The following is a 21,763-nucleotide window of genomic DNA, read 5'->3' on the forward strand; positions in this document are numbered from 1 at the left end:
CAAGATAAATTCAATACGAAAACTTGATTTAGTTAAAATAGTTGCTAAGATACACAACTTAAAACAGACTCAATTTCCAATCCGTTAATAACTCTTTGGTTCGTAAGTAAGGCATACATTATTAAGTAATGTGAATAAGACCCCAAAGCACCACAACAGTTTGCTGGCGACAATAGCAAGAGTGAACCACCTGATCCCTTCCCGAACTCAGAAGTGAAACCTCTTCGCGCTGATGGTAGTGTGGCGTTAGCCATGTGAGAGTAAGTCATCGCCAGCTTTTAAATACTAAATACCCCCTCCGCTTATGCAGAGGGGGTGTTTTTTTTATAAATAAAATAGATGCAATAAATAAAATATTCTGGAAAGCCATTTCCCACTAATTTGGCCTCATCGATAATTATCATTTTACTCAGTTCTGTCTGTCATTTAGGGCATAGTGAATCATCAGTGAATAGATTAAGTTATATTTTATTGGTCTGGTTGATTCAAAAAATGTCTAAACAAAATTTAAAGATTGTTTTATTTCATGGATTTATGGCGCTTGAACACATGCAACGTCATTGGTTGCATTATTTAGCTGAATTGGGTTATCCAAATGTAGAATTATATGGACATTTACCGTCAGCTAGAAAAATTGCCAAACAAATTATTGACTTAAATCAGAGTAAAAAACAAAAAATAGTTTTAATTGGATATAGTCAAGGCGGTTTTCAGGCGGTCAAAGTGGCTCAGGCACTTAAACGTCTACAATATCCCGTGGATTTACTGGTTACCATTGCAGCAGGGGGTAAAGGACGATTATTACCCAAACAATGGGGATATAATCCACGCCAAATTCCCGAGAATGTATTGAAAAGTCTAAATTTCTTTTCACTAAGTGATCATTTGGGGGCTGATCGTTGCTATCGAGATAATTTAATTCAATCTTCAAGTGATCATCAGAGTATTGAAAATATTATTTTTGATCGAAGTGCTCAGGTTGGACATATCGAATTAAGTCGTTGTTATCCAAAACAGCGTATTCATCATTTGGTTAAACAACATCTGATTTCCCGTATAGAAAAGGAGTTGTTTAGTCTTGAATCATCTAGCAACTTTAACTCTGTAAATAGAATCGCTGCTGATCGCGAGCTTATATAAATTAGGTTTTAGTTTAAAAAATAAACAAATTAATTGTTATCTCCTTGTTTATTCAATTTTTATAATTCTCTAAACTGAATGAAATTCATGTTAAAATGATCGGCTTTCATCTTTGATGTCACCCCTCCTTTTCAGCAAGCCGAGAATCGCAAGCTATGTCTACTGCCTACACTATGCAGACCGCGCCAAAAGCGCTGTTTGATTACGACAAATATTGGGCGTCGTGTTTTGAACCTGCGCCATTTTTGCCGATGTCACGTGAAGAAATGGATCAGTTGGGTTGGGATGCTTGCGATTTTATTTTAGTGTGTGGTGATGCTTATATTGATCATCCATCTTTTGTTTCTGGCATCATCGGTCGTGTATTGGAAGCGCAAGGTTATCGTGTTGGGATTATTGCACAGCCTGACTGGACCAATGTCGAGAGCTTTCGGGTGTTAGGAAAACCTACTATTGCTTGGGGTGTGACTGCAGGCAATATGGATTCGATGATTAATCGTTATACCGCAGATCGTAAAATTCGTTCGGATGATGCTTATTCTCCAAACAATGAAGCGAATAAACGTCCAGATCGTGCGGCAACTGTTTATTGCCAGCGTTGCCGTGAAGCTTTTCCTGATGTACCCGTTTTACTGGGGGGGATCGAAGGCAGTTTGCGTCGTATTGCGCATTATGATTATTGGTCAGACAAAGTCCGTCGTTCAATTCTGATGGATTCGAAGGCTGATTTATTGATGTATGGCAATGGTGAACGTGCCATTATCGAGGTGATGCATCGTTTGGCCAAAGGTGAAAAAGTTCACGAGATTACTGATGTCCGTGGTACGGCTTTTATTATCAATAAACACAATAAAGTATCCAAAGCGCAATTTGTCGAAATTGCCAGTAATGATGTAGATAGCATTGGTCGGGTTGATCCTATTATTAATCCTTATGTGATGACTGAGGATATTGATGGATGTGAAGTTGAAAAAGAAAAAGGCAACTCTTTAGCGCAATATCAAAATTTCCAAAAGGAATTCGTGGCTAATCCAGTGGTAAGAGAAGGCGATCAACTGGATGAAAATACACAGATCGTGCAATTAAAACCTGCACCATCCAAAGCCATTAAGCATAAATTACCACCGCGTGAATTAGCGGTCATTCGTTTGCCGTCATTTGAAGAAGTCGCAAATGATCAAGTCCTTTATGCACATGCCAATCGGATTCTTCATCTTGAAACCAATCCAGGAAATGCGCGGGCTCTGGTACAGCGTCATGGTGAACGTGATGTCTGGATTAATCCACCTCCAATTCCTCTAACCACAGAGGAAATGGATTATGTGTTTGATCTACCGTATGCGCGATTGCCACATCCAGCTTATGGGGATGCGCGTTTCCCTGCTTTTGATATGATCAAGTTTTCAGTCAATATTATGCGCGGCTGTTTTGGCGGTTGTACCTTCTGTTCGATCACAGAACATGAAGGGCGGATTATTCAAAATCGTTCAGAAGACTCGATTTTGCGTGAAATTGAAAAAATTCGAGATACTGCGCCGCAATTTACAGGCATTATTTCTGATTTAGGTGGTCCAACCGCCAACATGTATCGCTTGGCCTGTAAAGATCCAGAAATTGAGAAGAATTGCCGTAAACCTTCTTGTGTGTATCCGGGTGTCTGTCAAAATCTACATACTGACCACACACCTTTGGTACAGCTTTATCGTAAAGCGCGCGCCATCAAAGGGGTCAAAAAGATCCTGATTGGCTCTGGTTTGCGTTATGACTTGGCTGTACTGAATCCAGAATATGTCAAAGAATTGGTGCAACATCATGTCGGTGGTTATTTAAAAATTGCGCCTGAACATACTGAGCAAGGTCCGCTTTCAAAAATGATGAAACCGGGGATTGGAACCTATGATCGCTTTAAACAAATGTTTGAACGCTTTAGTAAGGAAGTCGGTAAAGAGCAATATTTGATCCCTTATTTTATCGCAGCGCATCCGGGTACGACCGATTATGACATGATGAATCTGGCCGTTTGGCTCAAGAAAAATGGTTTCCGTGCCGATCAGGTACAAACCTTTTATCCGTCACCGATGGCCACCGCGACAACCATGTACTATTCAGGAAAAAACCCGCTGTCCAAAGTGGCGCGTTATACTGAAAATGTAGATATTGTCAAAGGTGAGAAACGTCGTCGTTTGCATAAAGCTTTTTTACGTTATCATGATCCAAACAACTGGCCTTTATTACGCGAAGCCTTAAAGGAAATGGGACGTGCCGATTTGATTGGTAACTCCAAACAGCATTTGATTCCGACCTACCAACCGCAAGGCACGGCAGAAGGTGAATATAAATCTGCACGTAAGAAGAATTCAAGTAATGCGGGCGATTCGGTTAAACGTAACGCTCAATCACAGCCACAATCACATCAGTCAGCGAAACGTCCACAAAAAGGTCAAATTTTGACGCAGCACACAGGGTTACCTCCGCGTGAAACAGGTCAAAAAAAACCTTTTGATGCATCCAAATCTAGATCAAAATCAAAAAATAAGACGCGCGCTTAAATTTATCCATTTTGAAAAAAAGCACTTCATGATCTGATGTGCTTTTTTTTTATTCATAGAGTTTTTAATGTTATATGAGATAGACTTTTATGATCCATATTATTTTATAAGGTAGTGTTTAATTCGGTTTAGATGATACTCCAAGTTGACATATACAAAACTTTACTCATCAGATTGATGTCTGGTTATTTAAGAAAATATAAAATGAATACATTAGGATATCTAAGATATCATATCCTTTGATATAGAGAATATCCGATATACAACACTTGCATCTCAAGTTTAATTTATTATGATGATAGGAACCATGGAATGGTGTTCTAGGCTTTGGTCTAACTTGATTAAAAGAATATAAACTTTTAATTTAGAGTAAATGGAAACCTGTAAGATGAAAAACAAACAGGTGAAGTAGAACAAATCGGTCTTGAAACCGAACTATAAAAAATATTAAAGGATTGATTCTCATGTATTACTTTTTAGCAATTGGCATATTATTGCTGATTTCAGTGATGGCCTATAAAGGGCTTAAGCGTGAACAAATTTATGACAGCGCCTTAAAACGTCGCGCTGTGATGAGCAGTCATGAACAACTATTTTTTTCACGTTTAAAACAAATATTTCCAGAGTTCACGGTATTGGCGCGAGTTTCATTTGATGCCTTACTCACGACAAAGTTTTTAAGAACGCGGAGTAAGTATCAATCTATGGTAGCTGACTTTGTGTTATTGGATAAAAATTATCAGGTCTTTGCGATAGTGGCTTTTGCTGATTTAAGCCATGCCAGACGCATTCATGCTGATTATTATCAGGACCGATTATTGGAATTAGCAGGCTATCGGGTCATTCGTTATGACACTGTTCCTGAGTTAAATGAGCTGCGTGAGCAATTTGAATGTGAACTGCTCACACGCTATTCACAACCTCATTCGCTGACTACATTGCCTGTTCAACAGCGCAATTTTAAGCTTGATACCGTCAGCAATCTTAAGGTTTAACGGCAACCACGGTCATTTCAACTAGGACATCTGGGCGATACATTTTTGCTTCCACACAGGTACGTGGAAGCGCTTGGATATCTGCGCACCATGCATCCCAGATCTCGTTCATGCCTGCGTAGTCATTTTCGATGTCTTTCAGAAAGATCATCACAGATAGGATATGACTTTTATCTGTGCCTGCATCTGCCAGAAATTGATCGATCAAGTCGAGTGTTTGTTGGGTTTGACCTCGAACATCCAAACTCAAATCTTCCGCAAGTTGACCCGCTAGATGCACAAGATTGCCTGAAATTGCAATTTCAGAAAAACGTTTGCTCACATGTAAACGTTGAACGCTCATTTATTTTGCCTGTATATATTCAGAAGATACGTCTGATTGTACGTGGGCTTTCATTCGGGCTGCAACCAAAGTCGTGAGTAAACAACCTACCGTTAAATAAACAGCAACATAGTGCCATTGTCCATTTGCCAGTGTCACCAGTGCTGCGGCAATAAAAGGCGTGAAACCTCCACCGACAATACTGGCCACCTGATAACCGACACCCGCACCGCTATAGCGATAAGCTGTACCAAATAATTCTGTAAAAATAGGCTGATGTACACTGACCACCATATCGTGAGAAAGGTTGGCCAACAAAATTGCAAAGAGTACAATCCAGAGTGTTGAGCCACTTTCCAAGGCAAAGAAAAATGGAAATGCACACGCTGCTCCGATTAACCCACCCATCACGCACATACGACGACGACCAAATCGATCAGAAATATGGGCAAAGAAGGGAATGGTAAAACAGCTAATCGCGCCGACCATCAAACCAATATTTAAAAATAAACTGGAGGACATGCCCAAATTTTTCGTGGAATAGTTTAAGGCAAAGGTGGTGACCAGATACATGGTCAGTAGTTCAGCCAAACGCAAAGCGATAATGTAAAAAAAACCTTTGGGGTTTTGACGAACTGCTTCAAACAATGGAATTTTTGCAGGCTGTTGTTTCGCTTTGACGACATTTTCTACAAATTCTTGTGATTCTTCCTGACCGCCCCGCACCCATAAGGCAAATAAAACCAAAATGATGCTCGCTAGAAAAGGAATACGCCATGCCCAGTCTGCAAAAGCATCCTGACCAAATAGATAGATGACCAATGAGACACTGCCTGTAGCTAGCATCAGCCCAACCCCATAACCGATCTGTATACCGCTGCTATATAAAGCTTTACGGCCTTTGGGTGCGCTTTCAACGGCCATAAGCGCTGCGCCGCCCCATTCGCCGCCAACAGCAAAACCTTGGATCGCACGGAGTAAAACCAACAAGACAGGAGCGAGCCAGCCAATACTTGCAAAGTTAGGTAGTAAACCGATCAAAACGGTTGCAGTACCCATCAAAAACACTGTGAGAAACAGCATCTTTTTACGACCTAAACGGTCACCAAAATGACCAAAAACGATTCCACCGAGTGGACGAAATAAGAAACCGACACCAAAAGTCGCAAATGCAGCCAATGTGCCAATTGCAGGACTGACGTTGGGGAAAAATTGATGATTAAAAACCAATGCAGCAACAATACCGTAAAGAAGAAAATCGTACCAATCGACCACAGCACCAATGAAACTACTAAATGCGGCTTTACGAGCGCGTTGCGCTTGCGAGGGAGGAGAATAAGATGCGGGCATGCAAGAGGGATCCCATGTTTTTTAAAACCAGTTGCCCTGTAATATTCGGATTTTTTCGTCGCGCTCACTACAGGACAGCATGCTAAAAATAAAGGTAAGGTTTTAGCATAACCGCAGATACATGGGTAAATGCATTTGCGAGGCTAGATTACTCTAAAATAAAACAGAAGTGAAAGGGATAAAGGTTGATTTTTTGCACATTTGAATAAAAAAACGGCAGATCACCAAAGTGATAATTGATTTTCATCAGCTTGAGGAGCGAGTTGATAGACGCCCAAACCGATCAGACGGTATTGAAATTCGGCAGGTAAATGCATTTCATAAAGCAGAACCTGTAAAATATCCAAAAGTTCTGCAAATGACTGAATCGGGCGTTTAAAGCTTTTACTGTGCTGATAGATTTGAAAGTTTTTGAGTTTAAGTTTAATACTGACACCGCGTGCAGTCAGTTGTTTGTGTTGTAGATTATTCCAGACTTTTTCAGCCAGTGGAGGCCAATAGGCCAGACATTCATTCAGATATAAATCGCCATCAAAAGTGGTTTCTTTGGATATTTGCTGACGTTCCCGTTCAGCCTGCACTGTCCGATGATCAATGCCTTGCGCATAGAGAAACAATTGTTTTCCATATTTACCAAAATGGTGGATCAGTACATTTTCCTCAATTCGTTGCAAATCGCCCAATGTTTCAAGCTGAAGCTGTTGTAATTTTTCCTGTGTGACCCGGCCAACTCCCGGAATTTTTTTTAAGGGCAAGTCCTGAATAAAAGCTTGCACCTGACTCGGTTTAATCACACATAAACCATCGGGTTTATTCCAGTCAGAGGCAATTTTGGCTAAAAACTTATTTGGGGCGACCCCCGCCGAAGCCGTAAGTCCTGTGACTTTAAAAATCTCCTGACGAATTTGAATGGCGATATCTGTAGCACTAGGCAAGTTTTTAAAATTTTCAGTGACATCAAGATAAGCTTCATCCAGTGATAATGGTTCAATCATCGAAGTGTATTGTTGAAAAATGTGATGAATTTGTGCGGAAACAGCACGATATTTTTCAAAATTAGGTTCTATAACAACCACATCTGGACAAAGCTTACGAGCTTGGCCCATCGACATTGCAGAACGCAAACCAAACTTACGCGCAGGATAAGAGGCTGCTGCAATCACAGCACGTGGATGATGAGAAGAAATGACAACAGGTAAATCTTTGAGTTCAGGGCGTTCCCGTAACTCGACTGAGGCATAGAACGCATCCATATCGATATGAATGATTTTACGCATACTCATGGTTTTGGCGCTTGTTTATTTTGCTCGATAAAATATTGCCATTGGCGCTGCGAGCCTGAGAACACATTTAAATCCACTGGTTTGGTAATGCCTTGAATCTTCCCCTGATTGGTATGTTGCCAAAACATCCAGTCGCGTTGATCTTTCAGTTGCGGTTTTTCCTGATAATCACGAATCCAGAGCGGTGTATCTTTAAAACTTCCAAGCAATACAATGTGATAGAAGCTTTTTGAAACATAAAAAATCGGTTGTTTAGCATAATGCTTTTTTAAAAGATCATGCATCACCTTAATTTCTTCGAGTAACTGCTCTTTGGTATAGGTATTAATACAGTTACTGTCATATTCCAGATCAATTACAGGAGGAAGTGCATCGAGTTTTTTTGGCACAGTTTCAATAAAATTTTGCGCCTGAATTTGTCCATCACGACAAAGGCGATAAAAATGATACGCACCGACATGAAAGCCACGTTCCCGCGCTTTAAGCCAATTTTCCTGAAATTTAGAATCCTTAAAGTCACCACCTTCAGTTGCCTTTAAATACACAAACTGAAATTTTTCAGGAGAAATTTTTGACCATTGAATATCCCCTTGATGATGCGATAAATCAAACCCTTGTACTGGATAATCCTGCGCAGATGCCTGACGATGATAAAACACCCCGACATATAGCAAGGCTGCCATGACAACAGCGGCCAGTCCTCCACCCAAGTAGGGGATATATGCAGATGTTCGAGAGCTGATCGTTTTTGGCATAGCAATAAGATTAATCATTGAATTTACATCTTAGCTTGAACCCAAAAGATATACCATGATGAAAATGCAATCTATTTAAACTGACGTGTTAGGTGGAATACGCGAGAACACCAGCGCAGTAATAATATTGATACATCCCAAACAAATCAGAGACGCATGGAATGCTATGGTGAGATGCTGAGTTCCAAAATATTGGGTAAAAAAATTAATCAATGTACCTGCCAGTGCGACCCCGATACTCATCGATAGCATCATGATCATCGATAAAAAACTATTACCACTACTGGCATCATGCTGAGATAAGTCCTTTAGGGTTAAGGTGTTCATCGATACAAATTGGATGGAATTTAAAGTGCCAAAAATAAAGAAATGAATGGCACGTAGCCAGATAGGCGTCTCTGCTGTCATCAGGGCAAAACTGGCAATACAAGCACCAACCAAAATAGTATTGGTAAGCAATACATGACGATAGCCAAATTTTTGAATAATGGGGCGAATAATAGGCTTTGAAAATAAAGACCCAAGCACCAAAGGGATCATGAGTAAACCTGTATAAAAAGGTTCAAAGCCAAAAGCGACCTGTAGCATCAAAGGCAGAATAAAAGGTACGGCATTGCCACCAAAACGCGCAAAAAAATTGCCTAATACGCCAATCGCATAAATTTTGTTTTTAAATAAATCACTACGAAACAGCGCATTTTGATGGGTGTGTGCATGATGGGCGTAAATTAAAGCCGCAATGAATCCTGTACTCAGTAAACCGATACTGAACCATTTTGAATACTCTCGGCTGGCCAAATGCTCAATGCCTAAAGAGAGGCCGACCATTGCGAACACTAACAAGACAAAGCCACTGAAATCAAATGCTTTGACTGTGGGTTCAGTGGCGTTGGGCATGGCTTTGAAGGTGACCAGAATACCTAAGATACCCATTGGGATATTGATTAGGAATACCCAGTGCCATGTAGCGACCTCCACTAGCCAGCCGCCGAGTGTAGGGCCAATGAGTGGGCCAATCAGTCCAGCAAGGCTCATTAAACTCATCGCCGCCAAAAACTGGGTACGTGGAATCAGTTTCAGCATGGCCAGTCGCCCGACGGGCAGCAATAATGCGCCTCCAACGCCCTGAAGTATTCTAAATAGAATTAATTGATTGAGTGTTTGCGAAAGCCCACAGCCGAGCGATGCCAGCGTAAAGATAATAATTGCAGCAAAATAAGTATTTCTTACACCAAAACGATCTGCCAGCCAGCCACTCAAAGGAATACACGCTGCAACAGTTAATACATAGGCAACCACCACAGCATGCATCCGTAGCGGATCTTCATTGAGATGGTGCGCCATTGAAGGAATAGCCGTGTTGACGATGGTGGTATCCAGCGCCTGCATAAAAAAACCGATGGAAACCAGAAATACCAATAATCGAAATTCAGGCTGTAATTTTTGATGCGTAGGTGCGGCATTCATTGACGTGAAGACAAATCCAGAGGGCTTTGCCTAAAAGTAGCATAAAATCAGACAAAAGGTTGTTGGACTGCTGTTGAAGCATTACGTTTTTATTTTTATTGGCTTCTTTTAAATAACATGCGGATTTTTAAAAATCCGCATGTATCATTTCGATCAAATGAGCAACCTTAAACCACAAAGCGACTTGGTTGGTTTAAGTTTTTAATGGTAGTGTAAATTTCTTCGATACAGTGACAGACGATCAGCTTGGCACGATGTTGTGGCGGTAAAAAACCTTCCTGAACGGCATGGTCAAGTTGAGCGATCAAAGCATTATAGAAACCATTGACGTTATATAAAATCATGGGTTTTTGGTGCTGATTCAATTGGCCCCAAGTCGCAATTTCCAGAATTTCTTCAAAAGTGCCTAAACCGCCGGGTAAGGCAACGAAGGCGCTGGCACGATCGGCCATCATGGACTTACGTTCATGCATGGTGTGTACTACATGCAATTCGGTCAATTGCGCATGTGCTACTTCATAATCCAGCATAAACTCTGGAATGACACCGACCACTTCACCATGATGTTCCAGTACCGTATCGGCAACTTGTCCCATGAGCCCAATACTGGCACCGCCATACACAATGCCAAAGCCCTGTTCAGCAATACCCTTCGCCAGCTCAATGGCTTTTTCCCGATAAATCGGTTTGTTTCCGCTACGTGATCCACAATATAAAGCAATTAAAGGTTGAGTTGTTTTTACAGTTACATTCAGATCTGCTGTCATTTCTACTACGCTATTCATCTCGTTTTCGTTTTACCTTATCACGTTCATTTCTACTTCACTACATTAAGCAAGAAATATGACAACTTTATGCGTGTGGTGCATAAACTTTGCAAGGCTTTGTATCGGGTTGGTGACGGACATCTAATGATGATTTAAAAAAAGATGAATTTTTAAAAAATCTTGCCTATACTGAAAACCTGTTTAACAACAAATTTATGCCCATGGGTAGTGGTTGTCGTCACTTCGTTTTTTCTTTGTCTATACAACAAAATTTTAGCCTTATTTTTAGCGAGAAAAATATCGCGCTGCCTCAGAATAAGAACAATCTCATATCGCAGTCGGAGACTTGTCTATGATTTTTGAATGGATGTCTGATCCTTCTGCGTGGGTGGGTCTTGCCACACTGGTGATTCTGGAAATTGTTCTGGGTATCGATAATCTGGTGTTTATTGCCATTTTGGCTGAAAAATTACCTCCTGAGCAGCGTAATACTGCACGTATTGTCGGTTTGATTCTCGCGCTTGGCATGCGTCTGATTTTATTGGCCTCAATTGCTTGGGTGGTGACCTTAACCAGTCCTTTATTTTATATTTTTGATCATCCTTTTTCTGGGCGTGACCTGATTCTACTGTTCGGTGGTGTGTTTTTATTATTTAAAGGCACCATGGAATTGCATGAACGTTTGGAAGGCAAACAATTTCAGAAAGAAGAAAATCCAGTACATGCCACCTTCTGGATGGTGATTGTACAGATTGTAGTGTTGGATGCGGTATTCTCACTGGATAGTGTGATTACTGCGGTGGGCATGGTCAAACATTTGTCGGTGATGATGATTGCGGTCATTATCGCGGTCGGAATCATGCTGTGGGCTTCCAAGCCACTGATGGAATTTGTCAATAAACACCCGACCGTGGTTATTCTGTGTCTGGCATTTTTGATGATGATCGGTTTCTCGCTGGTGGTGGAAGGTTTTGGTTTCCATATTCCAAAAGGATATTTGTACGCCGCCATTGGTTTTGCCGTGTTGATCGAAATGGCGAATCAAGCCATGCGTCATAATCAGGAAAAAGCGGTTACCACGACTGACTTGCGTTATCGGACAGCCTCTGCGGTTTTAAAAATGCTGGGTGGTAAAAATAGCGCAGGCAGTAGTGACAATTCGCAAAATGAAAAAGAAGATGTACTGGCGACCCAAGCCTTTGCCGATGAGATGTTTGATGAAGAGAATGGCGCTTACCACAGTGTGATGGTACAGGGCGTGTTAGGGCTTTCGGAACGACCTGCCAAATCTGTGATGACCCCGCGGCCTGAACTGGAATGGATTGATCTGGAAGAAGAACCCGAAGCCTTAAAGCAGCGCTTGTTATCTATGACTCATTCACGTTTGATTGTGGCCAGAGGTGAACTGGATAATATCGAAGGCATTGCGCTTACCCATAAAGTCTTAAACGAATATATCGAAACAGGGGCCATTAATTTTAGTCACCATTTACGCGAACCTGTGATTGTGCATGAAAATGCGCAGGTATTGATGGTGATGGAGCAATTACGTCAAGCGCCACTACAAATGGCGATTGTGCTTAACGAATATGGTTCGATTGAAGGAATTGTGACCCCAATCGATGTACTCGAAGCAATTGCAGGTGAGTTCCCTGATGAAGATGAACTTGAAGCCGTTGCTGAAAGTCTGGAAGATGGTTCGCTTATGCTGGAAGGCTCAACCGACATTCGTCATGTCTCATTATTGCTGAATCGTGATCTGGTCAATGAAACCGAAGAGTATTCGACTTTATCTGGCTATATCTTGTTTCACTTGGGGCGTTTGCCTGAAAATGGTCAAAAGGTTCATGCGGATGGCTATATTTTTGAAGTGGTCACCATGGATGGACATAAAATTGAGAAAGTTCATGTGATTGTAGATGAAACATCGTCGCAGAAAAATGATTGATGTTTCAGCTAGGGATTGTTAAGTAGTGATTATTGAAATAGCCCTTGAGTGGGCTATTTTTCATACTGAATTTTTTATAATCGAGAGTGCTATGAGTTCAGCTATTCAATGCCCTTGTGGTCAAGGTGATTATGCAAACTGTTGTGAGCCTTTGCATTTAAAACAAGCAGTGGCACAGTCGGCTGAACAGCTTATGCGCTCACGCTACAGTGCTTTCGCACAGCAACAGATTGATTATTTGATTGAAACGACAGCACTCGGTCAACAGGCTAGTCTGGATCGAGCCGCTATTGCCGATTGGAGCCGTCAAAATCAATGGCTCAAACTGGAAGTCATACAGCATCAGCCAAAGTTAGACAAAAATCATGCATCCGTTGAGTTTAAGGCACATTATCATGATGGCAATACAGCACAAGTGCATCATGAACTTTCATATTTTGTTCAACATAAAGAGCAATGGTATTTCCTTGATCCGACTACAGATCAGCACATCACCATGAAACAACCGTGTATTTGTGGTTCAGCTAAAAAATTTAAACAGTGTTGTGCACAATTCTTATAAGTTTACCGTAGAATATCTGCCATCTTTTCCCCGACGTGGATGAAGGGCAATGTTACTCACCATTATTTATATTATTGCAATTACGGCTGAAGCGATGACAGGTGCGTTATCTGCTGGTCGGCGCAGTATGGATTGGTTTGGGGTGATGTTGATTGCCTGTGTGACGGCACTTGGCGGTGGTTCAGTCCGTGATGTATTGTTGGGACATTATCCGCTGACTTGGGTCAAGCATCCTGAATATTTGATGTTGACCTGTGCGGCGGCGTTTATCACCATTTTAATTGCGAAATGGATGCGCCATTTACGCAATATCTTTTTATTACTCGATGCATTAGGGCTAATTGGCTTTACCATTATTGGTTGTCAGATTGCATTGCAAATGGGGCATGGTTTTATTGTCTCGGCAGTTGCAGGGGTATTGACGGGAGTGTCTGGAGGTATTTTGCGCGATATCCTGTGTAATGATGTGCCTTTGGTGTTTCGCCGTGAATTGTATGCCAGTATTTCTTTTGTCGCGGTGATCTGTTATTGGGTCTGTCTTGAAATTGGCATGTCACTTGAGCTCACGGTAATTTTTACACTGGTTTTTGGCTTTGCATTACGTTGTATTGCGATTTATTTTGGTCTGGAAATGCCAAAATTTATTTATCAGGATGATGATAGTGATTCTGCGTCTTCTACAGATCGACATTAATAAATATAAGGTTCAACAAAGCTTTTTTATCTTTAGGCAATAATTTAACCTTCGGTTCGACCTACTTTTTTTTTTGCAAAAGTAGGCAAAACCATTGTCATCTGCAAAACTCGCCCTATAGCATATTCTATCCAATGTATCGCAGAAACGGATTTTTTTAGATGGTTCTTGGCTCGGACAGTTGCAGATGACGTTTTCGCGTATCATATGTCAGAAAACAGCTTATGTATGTGAATGTTTAAATCAAAAGATCGGTAAACAATTACTCCAAGCCGCAGAGCATTATTTAATCGAAAAATATTCAGTTCATTGCTTTAAGATGTCGGTGCTTTCAGCACGGACAGAATTGTTGGCTTTTTATCAAAGACGTGGTTATCAGCTAACGATGCAAGTCGAGGATTATCCGATTCATGCCAATGTCGGTCAGCCTTTGTTGAAAGATTTAACGGTGTTACATTTAACCAAAGCAGCGTTCAAATAATTGAAAATAGCTTAGAAATGATCGCTGACTTAAAGCGAAACATAACATTTAACTTAAATGCTGAAAATTAAAAATATAATTTGAACTTTGATGTAAAAATACGTTTATATTAGATTTTTTTATCAGTCTCTTTTTTATTTCTTCATGAAAAAAGAGGATCTATCTAATGATGAAAAAAACCTATTATTCTACCGATCAATAAAAATTAAGCTCAAGATTCAAGGTTGCTCAGTCTATGGATTTAGTCTCTCGTGTACAAAACTTACCTATTGGCAAGTTCCACTATACTTTGCTTTGCGTGGTGGGATTAGGCTGGATGTTTGATGCGATGGATACGGGCATCATTGCTTTTATTATGACGACATTGGTGAAAGATTGGGCGCTGACCCCTGCGGAAAGCGGTTGGATCGTGAGTATCGGCTTCGTTGGCATGGCGATCGGAGCCGTATTTTCTGGTGGATTGGCAGATCGTTTTGGACGCAAGACCATTTTTGCCTGCACGTTGATGCTGTATAGCCTTGCGACCGCCGCCTGTGCCTTTGCGCCCAACCTGACGTCATTATTGATTTGCCGTTTTATCGTTGGCCTTGGTTTGGGTGGACAACTCCCTGTTGCTGTAACGCTGGTCAGTGAATATGTACCTGCACAGGTACGTGGTCGTTTTATCGTCTTGTTGGAAAGTTTTTGGGGATTAGGTTGGCTGGTGGCTGCACTGATTTCTTATTTTGTCATTCCAAAATTCGGTTGGCATATGGCATTTTTGCTCGGTGGTTTACCTGCACTATATGTCTTTGTGATTATAAAAAAAGTACCCGAATCGATTCCTTATTTGATCAACCGTGGGCGCATTGATGAAGCCCATGAACTGGTGCAACAGCTTGAGCAACAAGCTGGGATTGCTGTGGTTGAAAAAATTGAAGTAAAACCTGTTGCACAGCAGCGCAAAGTTTCTTTTATCCAATTATGGTCGTCACCGTTTGCACGACGCACCTTGATGTTATGGTTGATATGGTTTGGTATCGTTTACTCTTATTACGGGATTTTTACCTGGCTACCAAGTTTGTTGGTGAAACAAGGCTATAGCATCGTTCAGTCATTTGAATATGTTTTGTTTATGATTTTAGCGCAGCTTCCTGGTTATATCGCAGCGGCATGGTTGGTAGAACGTTTGGGACGTAAGATAACTCTTGCAGGCTTTATTGGTGGTTGTGCGATTTCAGCATATTTCTTTGGTCAGGCGCATAGCGTCAATATGATTATGTTCTGGGGTTGCTTAATGTCTTTTTTCAACCTCGGCGCGTGGGGTGTACTTTATACGTATACGCCAGAGCAATATCCTGCCAATATTCGTGCTTTTGGTTCAGGTTGGGCATCCGCGATTGGGCGTATAGGGGGGATTGCAGCACCTTTGGTGGTCACACAGATGATGGTAGCTCAAAATGGTTTTCATCACGTTTTTATGATGTTTACTGTGGTTTTGTTAGCTGTGGCAGCAATAGTGCTTATTCTCGGTGAAGAAACACAAGGAAAAACATTAGAGTCGATTGGCTTATAACAATAAAAAGAAGTTGAACATACTGCATAAAATGGATAGTTTTAGTCCATAAGACATGATTTGACGCAGTGCATGATCACAGGGTCTTGTATCCTCAAGCACTGCCACTTAGCATAACCATGAATAGAAAAATTGATTAGGATCATTTCCGAATATGTCCAGCCTTGCGCACCATGCGACAGAAAACCGTTCCGTTGCTGAATTTACTGAACAAGCCTATCTGAATTACGCCATGTACGTGATCATGGATCGTGCCTTGCCACATATTAGTGATGGTTTAAAACCTGTGCAGCGACGTATTGTCTTTGCCATGAGTGAGCTGGGTCTGAAACATAGTGGTAAACCGAAAAAATCTGCACGTACAGTCGGTGATGTACTCGGTAAATATCATCCGCATGGTGATTCGGCTTGCTATGAAGCGATGGTACTCATGGCACAACCGTTTAGTTATCGTTATCCCTTGATTGAGGGGCAAGGTAACTGGGGTTCTCCTGATGATCCCAAATCGTTTGCTGCCATGCGTTATACCGAAGCCAAGCTTTCAGCGTTTAGCGAATTATTATTGAGTGAACTTGGGCAAGGCACCTGTGACTGGCAGGATAACTTTGATGGTTCCATGAAAGAGCCTGTCAATCTGCCTGCGCGTGTTCCTAATATTTTGTTGAATGGTACGACGGGCATTGCAGTCGGCATGGCAACCGATATTCCACCGCATAATTTGCGAGAGGTGGTCAAAGGCACCATTGCCCTGATTCGTAACCCTGAAACATCGGATGAAAAACTGGCTGAATATATTCCAGCACCAGATTTACCGACTAAAGCTGAAATTATTACCCCGCGCGATGAATTACTTAAGATACAAACCACAGGTCGGGGCAGTTATCGAGTGCGAGCCATTTACCACATTGAAAAGGGTGAAATCGTCATTACCGATTTGCCTTATCAGGTGTCAGGTTCCAAAGTGATTACCCAGATTGCCGATCAAATGCAGGCCAAAAAACTGCCTTTGGTGAGTGATATTCGTGATGAGTCGGATCATACCAATCCAACCCGATTAGTCATTGTTCTGCGTTCCAATCGGGTCGATGCCGAAGCGGTGATGAGTCATTTGTTTGCCACCACGGATCTTGAGTCCAGTTATCGTGTTAATTTGAATATGATTGGTGCGGATGGGCGTCCGCAAGTCAAATCGATTCGTCGTATTTTGCTGGAATGGATTGACATCCGTAAGGCAACCGTCACTCGCCGCTTACAATATCATCTTAATAAAATTGAAAAACGCTTACATATCTTGGCAGGTTTATTGATTGCTTATCTGGATATTGATACCGTCATTCGCATCATCCGTGAAGAAGATCAGCCTAAACAAGAGTTAATGGCACATTTTGGCATTGATGAAATACAGGCAGAAGCCATTTTAGAGTTAAAACTACGACATTTAGCCAAACTCGAAGAAATGGAAATTCGCCGTGAACAAGAAGAGCTAGAAGCCAGAGCCGCTGTTATTCGTGAACAATTGGGGAATCCAGAGTCGCTGAAAAATCTGATTATTAATGAATTGAAAGAAGATGCGAAAAAGTTTGGTGATGATCGCCGTTCTCCAATTGTCCAACGTGAAGATGCGGTACAGATTCGTGAGCAGGATCTTATGCCTGCTGAAACCGTGACCGTGGTTTTATCTGAAGCAGGCTGGATTCGCTGTGCCAAAGGCGCAGACGTGGATGCAGAAAATCTGAACTATCGGGCAGGTGATCAATACTTAAGTCATGCCGTGGGTAAATCAAATCAGCGCGCTTATATTCTGGATGAAACGGGAAGAAGTTATGCATTACCAATTGCGAATTTACCTTCTGCCAGAGGCTCTGGTGAACCTTTAAGCTCCAAGTTATCGCCAGCCAATGGTGTGTCGTTTATACAGGTTTATATTGGCGATGATGAGCAGGAGTTGATTGCAGCGAGTAGCGCAGGTTACGGCTTTAAGAGTCAGGTCAAACAACTGGATACCAGTGCCAAAGCGGGTAAAGCGTTCTTGAGCGTACCTGAACAGGCACATGCCTTGCCACTCATTCCCATGCAGGATGCAACCCATGTTGCAATTCTTAGTTCCGCAGGACGGTTATTGATTGTTGAAATGTCAGAATTGCCAATACTCAATAAAGGCAAGGGTAACAAGTTGATACAACTTGATAGCAAAGAACAGATTTTATCCATGACAGCTCTGAATTTAAATGAAATAATTCAGGTGGTTGCAGGACAGCAACAATTAAAATTAAAAGGTGATGATCTCCTCAAGTATGCTGGTAAACGTGCGACGAAGGGGCAACTCTTACCACGAGGATATCAAAAAGCAAATAGACTGTTGATTCAGAGATAGTTCTGGCATCTGCTGCGATATTTAGGCTATATATAGCCCATATTCGCGGAAATGAATGCAATGTGTAGGCGCAGATCAGCTAAAAAAAGCTTACACATTGATAAACAGTTGTGATTTAAGGATTACTGATTGGAGATAATGGCGTTATGGAAAAAATATGGTTTGCTGAGTACCACAGAACAGGGATTCCAGAAACAGTAGAATTACCCCCAGAAAATACTTCATTAAATGATGTATTTGAACGTAATTTTCAAAAGTTTGGTTCACGTGATGCCTTTATCTTTATGGATAAAGTCCTAACTTTCAGTGAATTGGAAGAAGCAAGCCGTAAATTTGCTGCCTATTTACAAAGTTTGGGTTTGGCAAAAGGTTCGCGTGTCGCGGTGATGATGCCAAACGTATTGCAATATCCTGTGGTGGCGTTAGGTATATTCCGTGCAGGTTTGGTGTTGGTTAATGTCAATCCATTGTATACAGCACGTGAACTTGAACATCAGTTGAATGATTCGGGTACAGAAGTGCTGGTCATTGTGGAAAACTTTGCGAGCGTTTATCAAAGTATTATTGGTAAAACGCCAGTAAAACATGTAGTTGTCGCTTCGGTTGGCGATATGCTGGGTACCTTGAAAGGGACTTTGGTTAATTTTGTACTGCGCAAAGTACGTAAACAAATTCCTGACTGGAATATTCCAGGACATATCAAATTCAATACAGCATTGAATAAAATCAGTCCAAACAGTTATAAGCGTCCAAGTTTAACTTTAAGTGATACGGCTGTCCTCCAATATACAGGTGGAACAACGGGTGTCTCTAAAGGCGCTGAGCTGACCCATCGTAATCTTGTTGCAAATATGCTGCAATGTGACGGTATCTTCCAAAGTAAATTTGGTGACAAAGATGGCGATAAAAATGATCGTATTTTTTGTGCGCTACCGCTTTATCATATTTTTGCGTTTATGGTGTGTGCCATGTATGGCATGTACAAAGGACAGGCCAATGTTCTGATTCCTAACCCACGTGATTTACCAGCTGTGATTAAAGAATTACGTAAATATCAGCCTTCATTCTTCCCTGCGGTTAATACTTTGTTCAATGCATTGGTTCATAATGAAGAATTCAAACAGCTTGATCACAGCAAATTGAAAATGGCGATGGGTGGCGGTATGGCGGTACTTCCGTCAACGGCTGAAGCTTGGAAAAAGATTACAGGCACTAACATTATTGAAGGTTATGGCTTGTCTGAAACTTCTCCTGTAGCAACAGCGAATCCACCTGCATCAGAAGAATTCAGCGGTACGATTGGTATCCCATTACCATTAACTGAAGTTGCGATTTTAGATGATGATGGCAATGAAGTTGCTTTGGGCGAACAAGGTGAAATCTCGATTCGTGGCCCGCAAGTCATGAAGGGCTATTGGAATCGTCCAGATGAAACCGCAAAAGTCATGACTGCTGATGGTTTCTTCCGTACGGGTGATATTGGTATCATGGACAGCCGTGGTTATGTCAAAATTGTAGACCGTAAAAAAGATATGATTTTAGTGTCTGGCTTTAACGTTTATCCAAGCGAAATTGAAGAAGTTGTCGCAAAACATCCAAAAGTTTTGGAAGTCGCCGCAATTGGTGTGCCTGATGAAAAATCTGGTGAAGTACCAAAACTATTTGTGGTGAAAAAAGATCCTTCACTTACGACTGAAGAAGTTTTGAGCTTTGCTAAAGAAAATCTAACAGGTTATAAACGTCCGCGTTATGTGGAGTTTATGGATGAATTGCCAAAATCGAATGTAGGTAAAATCCTGCGTAAAGATTTGCGTAAAAGTGCCTGATCTGAGCATTAAAAAAAACGCCTGAATGTTCAGGCGTTTTTTTATGAGTAAAATTAAACTGAGGATTTCATGAACCAGCGATCGATATAAGGTCGCCCAATCCCAATAATCAATGTAAACAGCAGCATTGAACCCAGCTGTAAGCGCAGCGCAATTAAGTTAAATTGACCAAAACTGAGATAATTATCTAGTCCACAATATACCACCAAAACCAATAACCAGATCCATAGGTTTTGACGTTGGATCCCCACTGCTAAAAAAGCAAGGGTTAAAATCACAAACGTCCCTAAGGTCGATTGCCAGTTAAGATTGGCACAAATCACACTGAGTAAAAAAGCAGTCAGCGGCAGAACAATCTTCAAGATGCGATCAACCTTTAATTGGTTTTTGCGCTGTTTGTCCAGTATGTTGAACATGTGATCCTGATCAGAATTGCTCATGTAGGGTCTCGCTTGATCATCTTATTTATAAAAACACACTATTTAAGCGAATTTCCATACAAAACACCATGCTATGATAAGGCATTTTCCATAAATACATCTTGAGAATGAGATTATGCAGGGCATTAACGGCATTATTTATCTAATTTTGGCAGCATGTTTATTGCCTTATGTATTTACCATAATTGCCAAGTTTAATGCGGGGTTTAAGGCGAAAGATAATCAAAATCCGCGTGAATTTCTTGCAAAAAGCACCGGCATTGCTGCACGTGCCAATGCTGCACAGCAAAATAGTTTTGAAAGTTTACCGTTATTTATTGCGGCGATACTCATGGCGGAGTATATGGTTTTACCGCAAAGTATTATCATGACCTTCGGAATTGCTTATCTGATTTTACGCATCCTTTACGGGATTTGCTATTTGATTAATTGGGCAACCTTGCGCTCAATTATCTGGTTATTGTCGATGTTATGTCCTATTTCACTGTTACTTTTGATTATTCGCTTGCTATAAAATCATAAATATCTAGGCGTTTAGAGATGGTTTTAAAATTGGTCAGGAATATGAAAAAATCCTTTGCCAAATTGTATAAACGACGCAGTTTGACTCAGAAAACCGTTATAATCGTCGCGATTTAAATCTGGTTTAACCGTTAAAAGAGTGTTGCTATGAGCTACAACAATATCCCTGCGGGCAAAGATGCACCTAATGATATTTACGTTATCATTGAAATTCCAGCCAATGCTGCGCCAATCAAATATGAAATTGATAAAGATTCAGATGCATTATTTGTAGATCGTTTTATGGGTACAGCAATGTTCTACCCAGCGAACTATGGTTATGTGCCAAATACATTGTCAGAAGATGGTGATCCATTAGATGTCTTAGTCGTGACACCTTATCCAGTTGCAGGGGGTTCTGTGATTCGTTGCCGTCCAGTGGGTAAATTGAACATGGAAGATGATGGCGGAATCGATGCAAAATTGATCGCTGTTCCACATGAAAAATTGTCGCCATTGTATAAAGATGTCAAAGAATATACGGATCTTCCACAGCTTTTGATTAACCAAGTTGAACATTTCTTTGCTCATTACAAAGATTTAGAACCTGGTAAATGGGTAAAAATCAGTGGTTGGGAAGGTGCTGATGTCGCTAAAGCAGAAGTGATCAAAGCGATCGAAGCGGCTAAAAAATAAGTTTTATTCTGAGTAATCAAATGAAAAACCCTACATTTCAATGTAGGGTTTTTTGTAT

At 41.1% G+C, this 21,763-nt stretch carries 19 protein-coding genes and 1 rRNA gene; 13 read left to right on the forward strand and 7 right to left on the reverse strand.

The window, feature by feature from the left end:
* The first annotated feature begins 162 nt into the window (after positions 1-162).
* From rrf to J500_RS11625, 4 genes are all read left to right on the forward strand, one after another.
* Positions 163-277 (forward strand): 5S ribosomal RNA (gene rrf / locus J500_RS11610).
* 215 nt (positions 278-492) lie between these two features.
* A complete protein-coding gene (locus J500_RS11615; RefSeq protein ID WP_004995410.1) occupies positions 493-1,140 on the forward strand; it encodes an esterase/lipase family protein in 648 nt (215 codons plus the stop codon).
* Between the two features lie 155 nt (positions 1,141-1,295).
* A complete protein-coding gene (locus tag J500_RS11620; RefSeq protein ID WP_034699755.1) occupies positions 1,296-3,689 on the forward strand; it encodes a YgiQ family radical SAM protein in 2,394 nt (797 codons plus the stop codon).
* 464 nt (positions 3,690-4,153) lie between these two features.
* Positions 4,154-4,684 carry a DUF2726 domain-containing protein gene (locus tag J500_RS11625; protein ID WP_004995408.1) on the forward strand — a complete coding sequence of 177 codons (531 nt, stop codon included), beginning with the start codon at positions 4,154-4,156 and terminating at the stop codon, positions 4,682-4,684.
* On the opposite strand, the gene J500_RS11630 is transcribed toward J500_RS11625, so the two are convergent.
* The 6 genes from J500_RS11630 to J500_RS11655 all read right to left on the reverse strand — a co-directional run bounded on the left by J500_RS11630 (position 4,674) and on the right by J500_RS11655 (position 10,646).
* Positions 4,674-5,027, reverse strand: coding sequence for a RidA family protein (locus J500_RS11630; RefSeq protein WP_010588827.1), 354 nt, complete (start codon positions 5,025-5,027; stop codon positions 4,674-4,676). The genes J500_RS11625 and J500_RS11630 overlap by 11 nt on opposite strands.
* The gene (gene shiA / locus J500_RS11635; RefSeq protein ID WP_010588826.1) at positions 5,028-6,356 is read right to left on the reverse strand and encodes a shikimate transporter; all 1,329 of its coding nucleotides are present in this window, start codon (positions 6,354-6,356) and stop codon (positions 5,028-5,030) included.
* Between the two features lie 221 nt (positions 6,357-6,577).
* The gene (gene dinB, locus J500_RS11640; protein ID WP_010588825.1) at positions 6,578-7,633 is read right to left on the reverse strand and encodes a DNA polymerase IV; all 1,056 of its coding nucleotides are present in this window, start codon (positions 7,631-7,633) and stop codon (positions 6,578-6,580) included.
* Positions 7,634-7,635: 2 nt separating this feature from the next.
* Positions 7,636-8,394, reverse strand: coding sequence for a GH25 family lysozyme (locus tag J500_RS11645; protein ID WP_026039947.1), 759 nt, complete (start codon positions 8,392-8,394; stop codon positions 7,636-7,638).
* A 75-nt stretch (positions 8,395-8,469) separates the two neighbouring features.
* On the reverse strand, positions 8,470-9,861 hold the full coding sequence (gene mdtD, locus J500_RS11650) for a multidrug transporter subunit MdtD (RefSeq protein ID WP_010588823.1): 1,392 nt from the start codon (positions 9,859-9,861) through the stop codon (positions 8,470-8,472).
* A gap of 167 nt (positions 9,862-10,028) precedes the next feature.
* A complete protein-coding gene (locus tag J500_RS11655; RefSeq protein ID WP_004995401.1) occupies positions 10,029-10,646 on the reverse strand; it encodes a TIGR00730 family Rossman fold protein in 618 nt (205 codons plus the stop codon).
* 334 nt (positions 10,647-10,980) lie between these two features.
* Here J500_RS11655 and J500_RS11660 point away from each other — a divergent pair, with 334 nt between their 5' ends.
* The 7 genes from J500_RS11660 to J500_RS11690 all read left to right on the forward strand — a co-directional run bounded on the left by J500_RS11660 (position 10,981) and on the right by J500_RS11690 (position 20,068).
* The gene (locus J500_RS11660) at positions 10,981-12,576 is read left to right on the forward strand and encodes a TerC family protein (protein ID WP_004995398.1); all 1,596 of its coding nucleotides are present in this window, start codon (positions 10,981-10,983) and stop codon (positions 12,574-12,576) included.
* Positions 12,577-12,667: 91 nt separating this feature from the next.
* Positions 12,668-13,138 (forward strand): YchJ family protein, encoded by a 471-nt coding sequence (locus J500_RS11665; protein WP_010588822.1) that lies wholly within the window; start codon positions 12,668-12,670, stop codon positions 13,136-13,138.
* A 49-nt stretch (positions 13,139-13,187) separates the two neighbouring features.
* A complete protein-coding gene (locus J500_RS11670; protein ID WP_004995394.1) occupies positions 13,188-13,832 on the forward strand; it encodes a trimeric intracellular cation channel family protein in 645 nt (214 codons plus the stop codon).
* Between the two features lie 187 nt (positions 13,833-14,019).
* Entirely contained in the window at positions 14,020-14,313 is a 294-nt protein-coding gene (locus J500_RS11675; protein ID WP_010588821.1) for a GNAT family N-acetyltransferase, read from the forward strand.
* 235 nt (positions 14,314-14,548) lie between these two features.
* Positions 14,549-15,868 (forward strand): MFS transporter, encoded by a 1,320-nt coding sequence (locus J500_RS11680; protein WP_010588820.1) that lies wholly within the window; start codon positions 14,549-14,551, stop codon positions 15,866-15,868.
* Between the two features lie 154 nt (positions 15,869-16,022).
* On the forward strand, positions 16,023-18,242 hold the full coding sequence (parC, locus tag J500_RS11685) for a DNA topoisomerase IV subunit A (protein WP_010588819.1): 2,220 nt from the start codon (positions 16,023-16,025) through the stop codon (positions 18,240-18,242).
* 146 nt (positions 18,243-18,388) lie between these two features.
* Positions 18,389-20,068 (forward strand): long-chain-fatty-acid--CoA ligase, encoded by a 1,680-nt coding sequence (locus J500_RS11690; protein ID WP_010588818.1) that lies wholly within the window; start codon positions 18,389-18,391, stop codon positions 20,066-20,068.
* A 53-nt stretch (positions 20,069-20,121) separates the two neighbouring features.
* Here J500_RS11690 and J500_RS11695 read toward each other — a convergent pair whose 3' ends face one another.
* Positions 20,122-20,508, reverse strand: coding sequence for a hypothetical protein (locus tag J500_RS11695; RefSeq protein WP_005001754.1), 387 nt, complete (start codon positions 20,506-20,508; stop codon positions 20,122-20,124).
* A gap of 115 nt (positions 20,509-20,623) precedes the next feature.
* Between J500_RS11695 and J500_RS11700 the strand changes: the two genes are divergently transcribed.
* Both J500_RS11700 and ppa read left to right on the forward strand, forming a co-directional pair.
* Positions 20,624-21,022: an MAPEG family protein gene (locus J500_RS11700; RefSeq protein ID WP_005001756.1), complete on the forward strand. Its 399-nt coding sequence runs from the start codon at positions 20,624-20,626 to the stop codon at positions 21,020-21,022.
* Positions 21,023-21,177: 155 nt separating this feature from the next.
* The gene (ppa, locus tag J500_RS11705; RefSeq protein WP_005001759.1) at positions 21,178-21,705 is read left to right on the forward strand and encodes an inorganic diphosphatase; all 528 of its coding nucleotides are present in this window, start codon (positions 21,178-21,180) and stop codon (positions 21,703-21,705) included.
* Positions 21,706-21,763: the final 58 nt, after the last annotated feature.

Origin of the sequence: Acinetobacter sp. 479375, assembly GCF_000581715.1 — a bacterium.
Classification (GTDB): Bacteria; Pseudomonadota; Gammaproteobacteria; order Pseudomonadales; family Moraxellaceae; genus Acinetobacter; species Acinetobacter ursingii.

Coding starts and splice junctions, on each gene's coding strand:
- J500_RS11615 (WP_004995410.1), top strand. CDS start 493: ATGTCTAAACAAAATTTAAAGATTGTTTTATTTCATGGATTTATGGCG.
- J500_RS11620 (WP_034699755.1), top strand. CDS start 1,296: ATGTCTACTGCCTACACTATGCAGACCGCGCCAAAAGCGCTGTTTGAT.
- J500_RS11625 (WP_004995408.1), top strand. CDS start 4,154: ATGTATTACTTTTTAGCAATTGGCATATTATTGCTGATTTCAGTGATG.
- J500_RS11630 (WP_010588827.1), bottom strand. CDS start 5,027: ATGAGCGTTCAACGTTTACATGTGAGCAAACGTTTTTCTGAAATTGCA.
- shiA (WP_010588826.1), bottom strand. CDS start 6,356: ATGCCCGCATCTTATTCTCCTCCCTCGCAAGCGCAACGCGCTCGTAAA.
- dinB (WP_010588825.1), bottom strand. CDS start 7,633: ATGCGTAAAATCATTCATATCGATATGGATGCGTTCTATGCCTCAGTC.
- J500_RS11645 (WP_026039947.1), bottom strand. CDS start 8,394: ATGCCAAAAACGATCAGCTCTCGAACATCTGCATATATCCCCTACTTG.
- mdtD (WP_010588823.1), bottom strand. CDS start 9,861: ATGAATGCCGCACCTACGCATCAAAAATTACAGCCTGAATTTCGATTA.
- J500_RS11655 (WP_004995401.1), bottom strand. CDS start 10,646: ATGAATAGCGTAGTAGAAATGACAGCAGATCTGAATGTAACTGTAAAA.
- J500_RS11660 (WP_004995398.1), top strand. CDS start 10,981: ATGATTTTTGAATGGATGTCTGATCCTTCTGCGTGGGTGGGTCTTGCC.
- J500_RS11665 (WP_010588822.1), top strand. CDS start 12,668: ATGAGTTCAGCTATTCAATGCCCTTGTGGTCAAGGTGATTATGCAAAC.
- J500_RS11670 (WP_004995394.1), top strand. CDS start 13,188: ATGTTACTCACCATTATTTATATTATTGCAATTACGGCTGAAGCGATG.
- J500_RS11675 (WP_010588821.1), top strand. CDS start 14,020: ATGACGTTTTCGCGTATCATATGTCAGAAAACAGCTTATGTATGTGAA.
- J500_RS11680 (WP_010588820.1), top strand. CDS start 14,549: ATGGATTTAGTCTCTCGTGTACAAAACTTACCTATTGGCAAGTTCCAC.
- parC (WP_010588819.1), top strand. CDS start 16,023: ATGTCCAGCCTTGCGCACCATGCGACAGAAAACCGTTCCGTTGCTGAA.
- J500_RS11690 (WP_010588818.1), top strand. CDS start 18,389: ATGGAAAAAATATGGTTTGCTGAGTACCACAGAACAGGGATTCCAGAA.
- J500_RS11695 (WP_005001754.1), bottom strand. CDS start 20,508: ATGAGCAATTCTGATCAGGATCACATGTTCAACATACTGGACAAACAG.
- J500_RS11700 (WP_005001756.1), top strand. CDS start 20,624: ATGCAGGGCATTAACGGCATTATTTATCTAATTTTGGCAGCATGTTTA.
- ppa (WP_005001759.1), top strand. CDS start 21,178: ATGAGCTACAACAATATCCCTGCGGGCAAAGATGCACCTAATGATATT.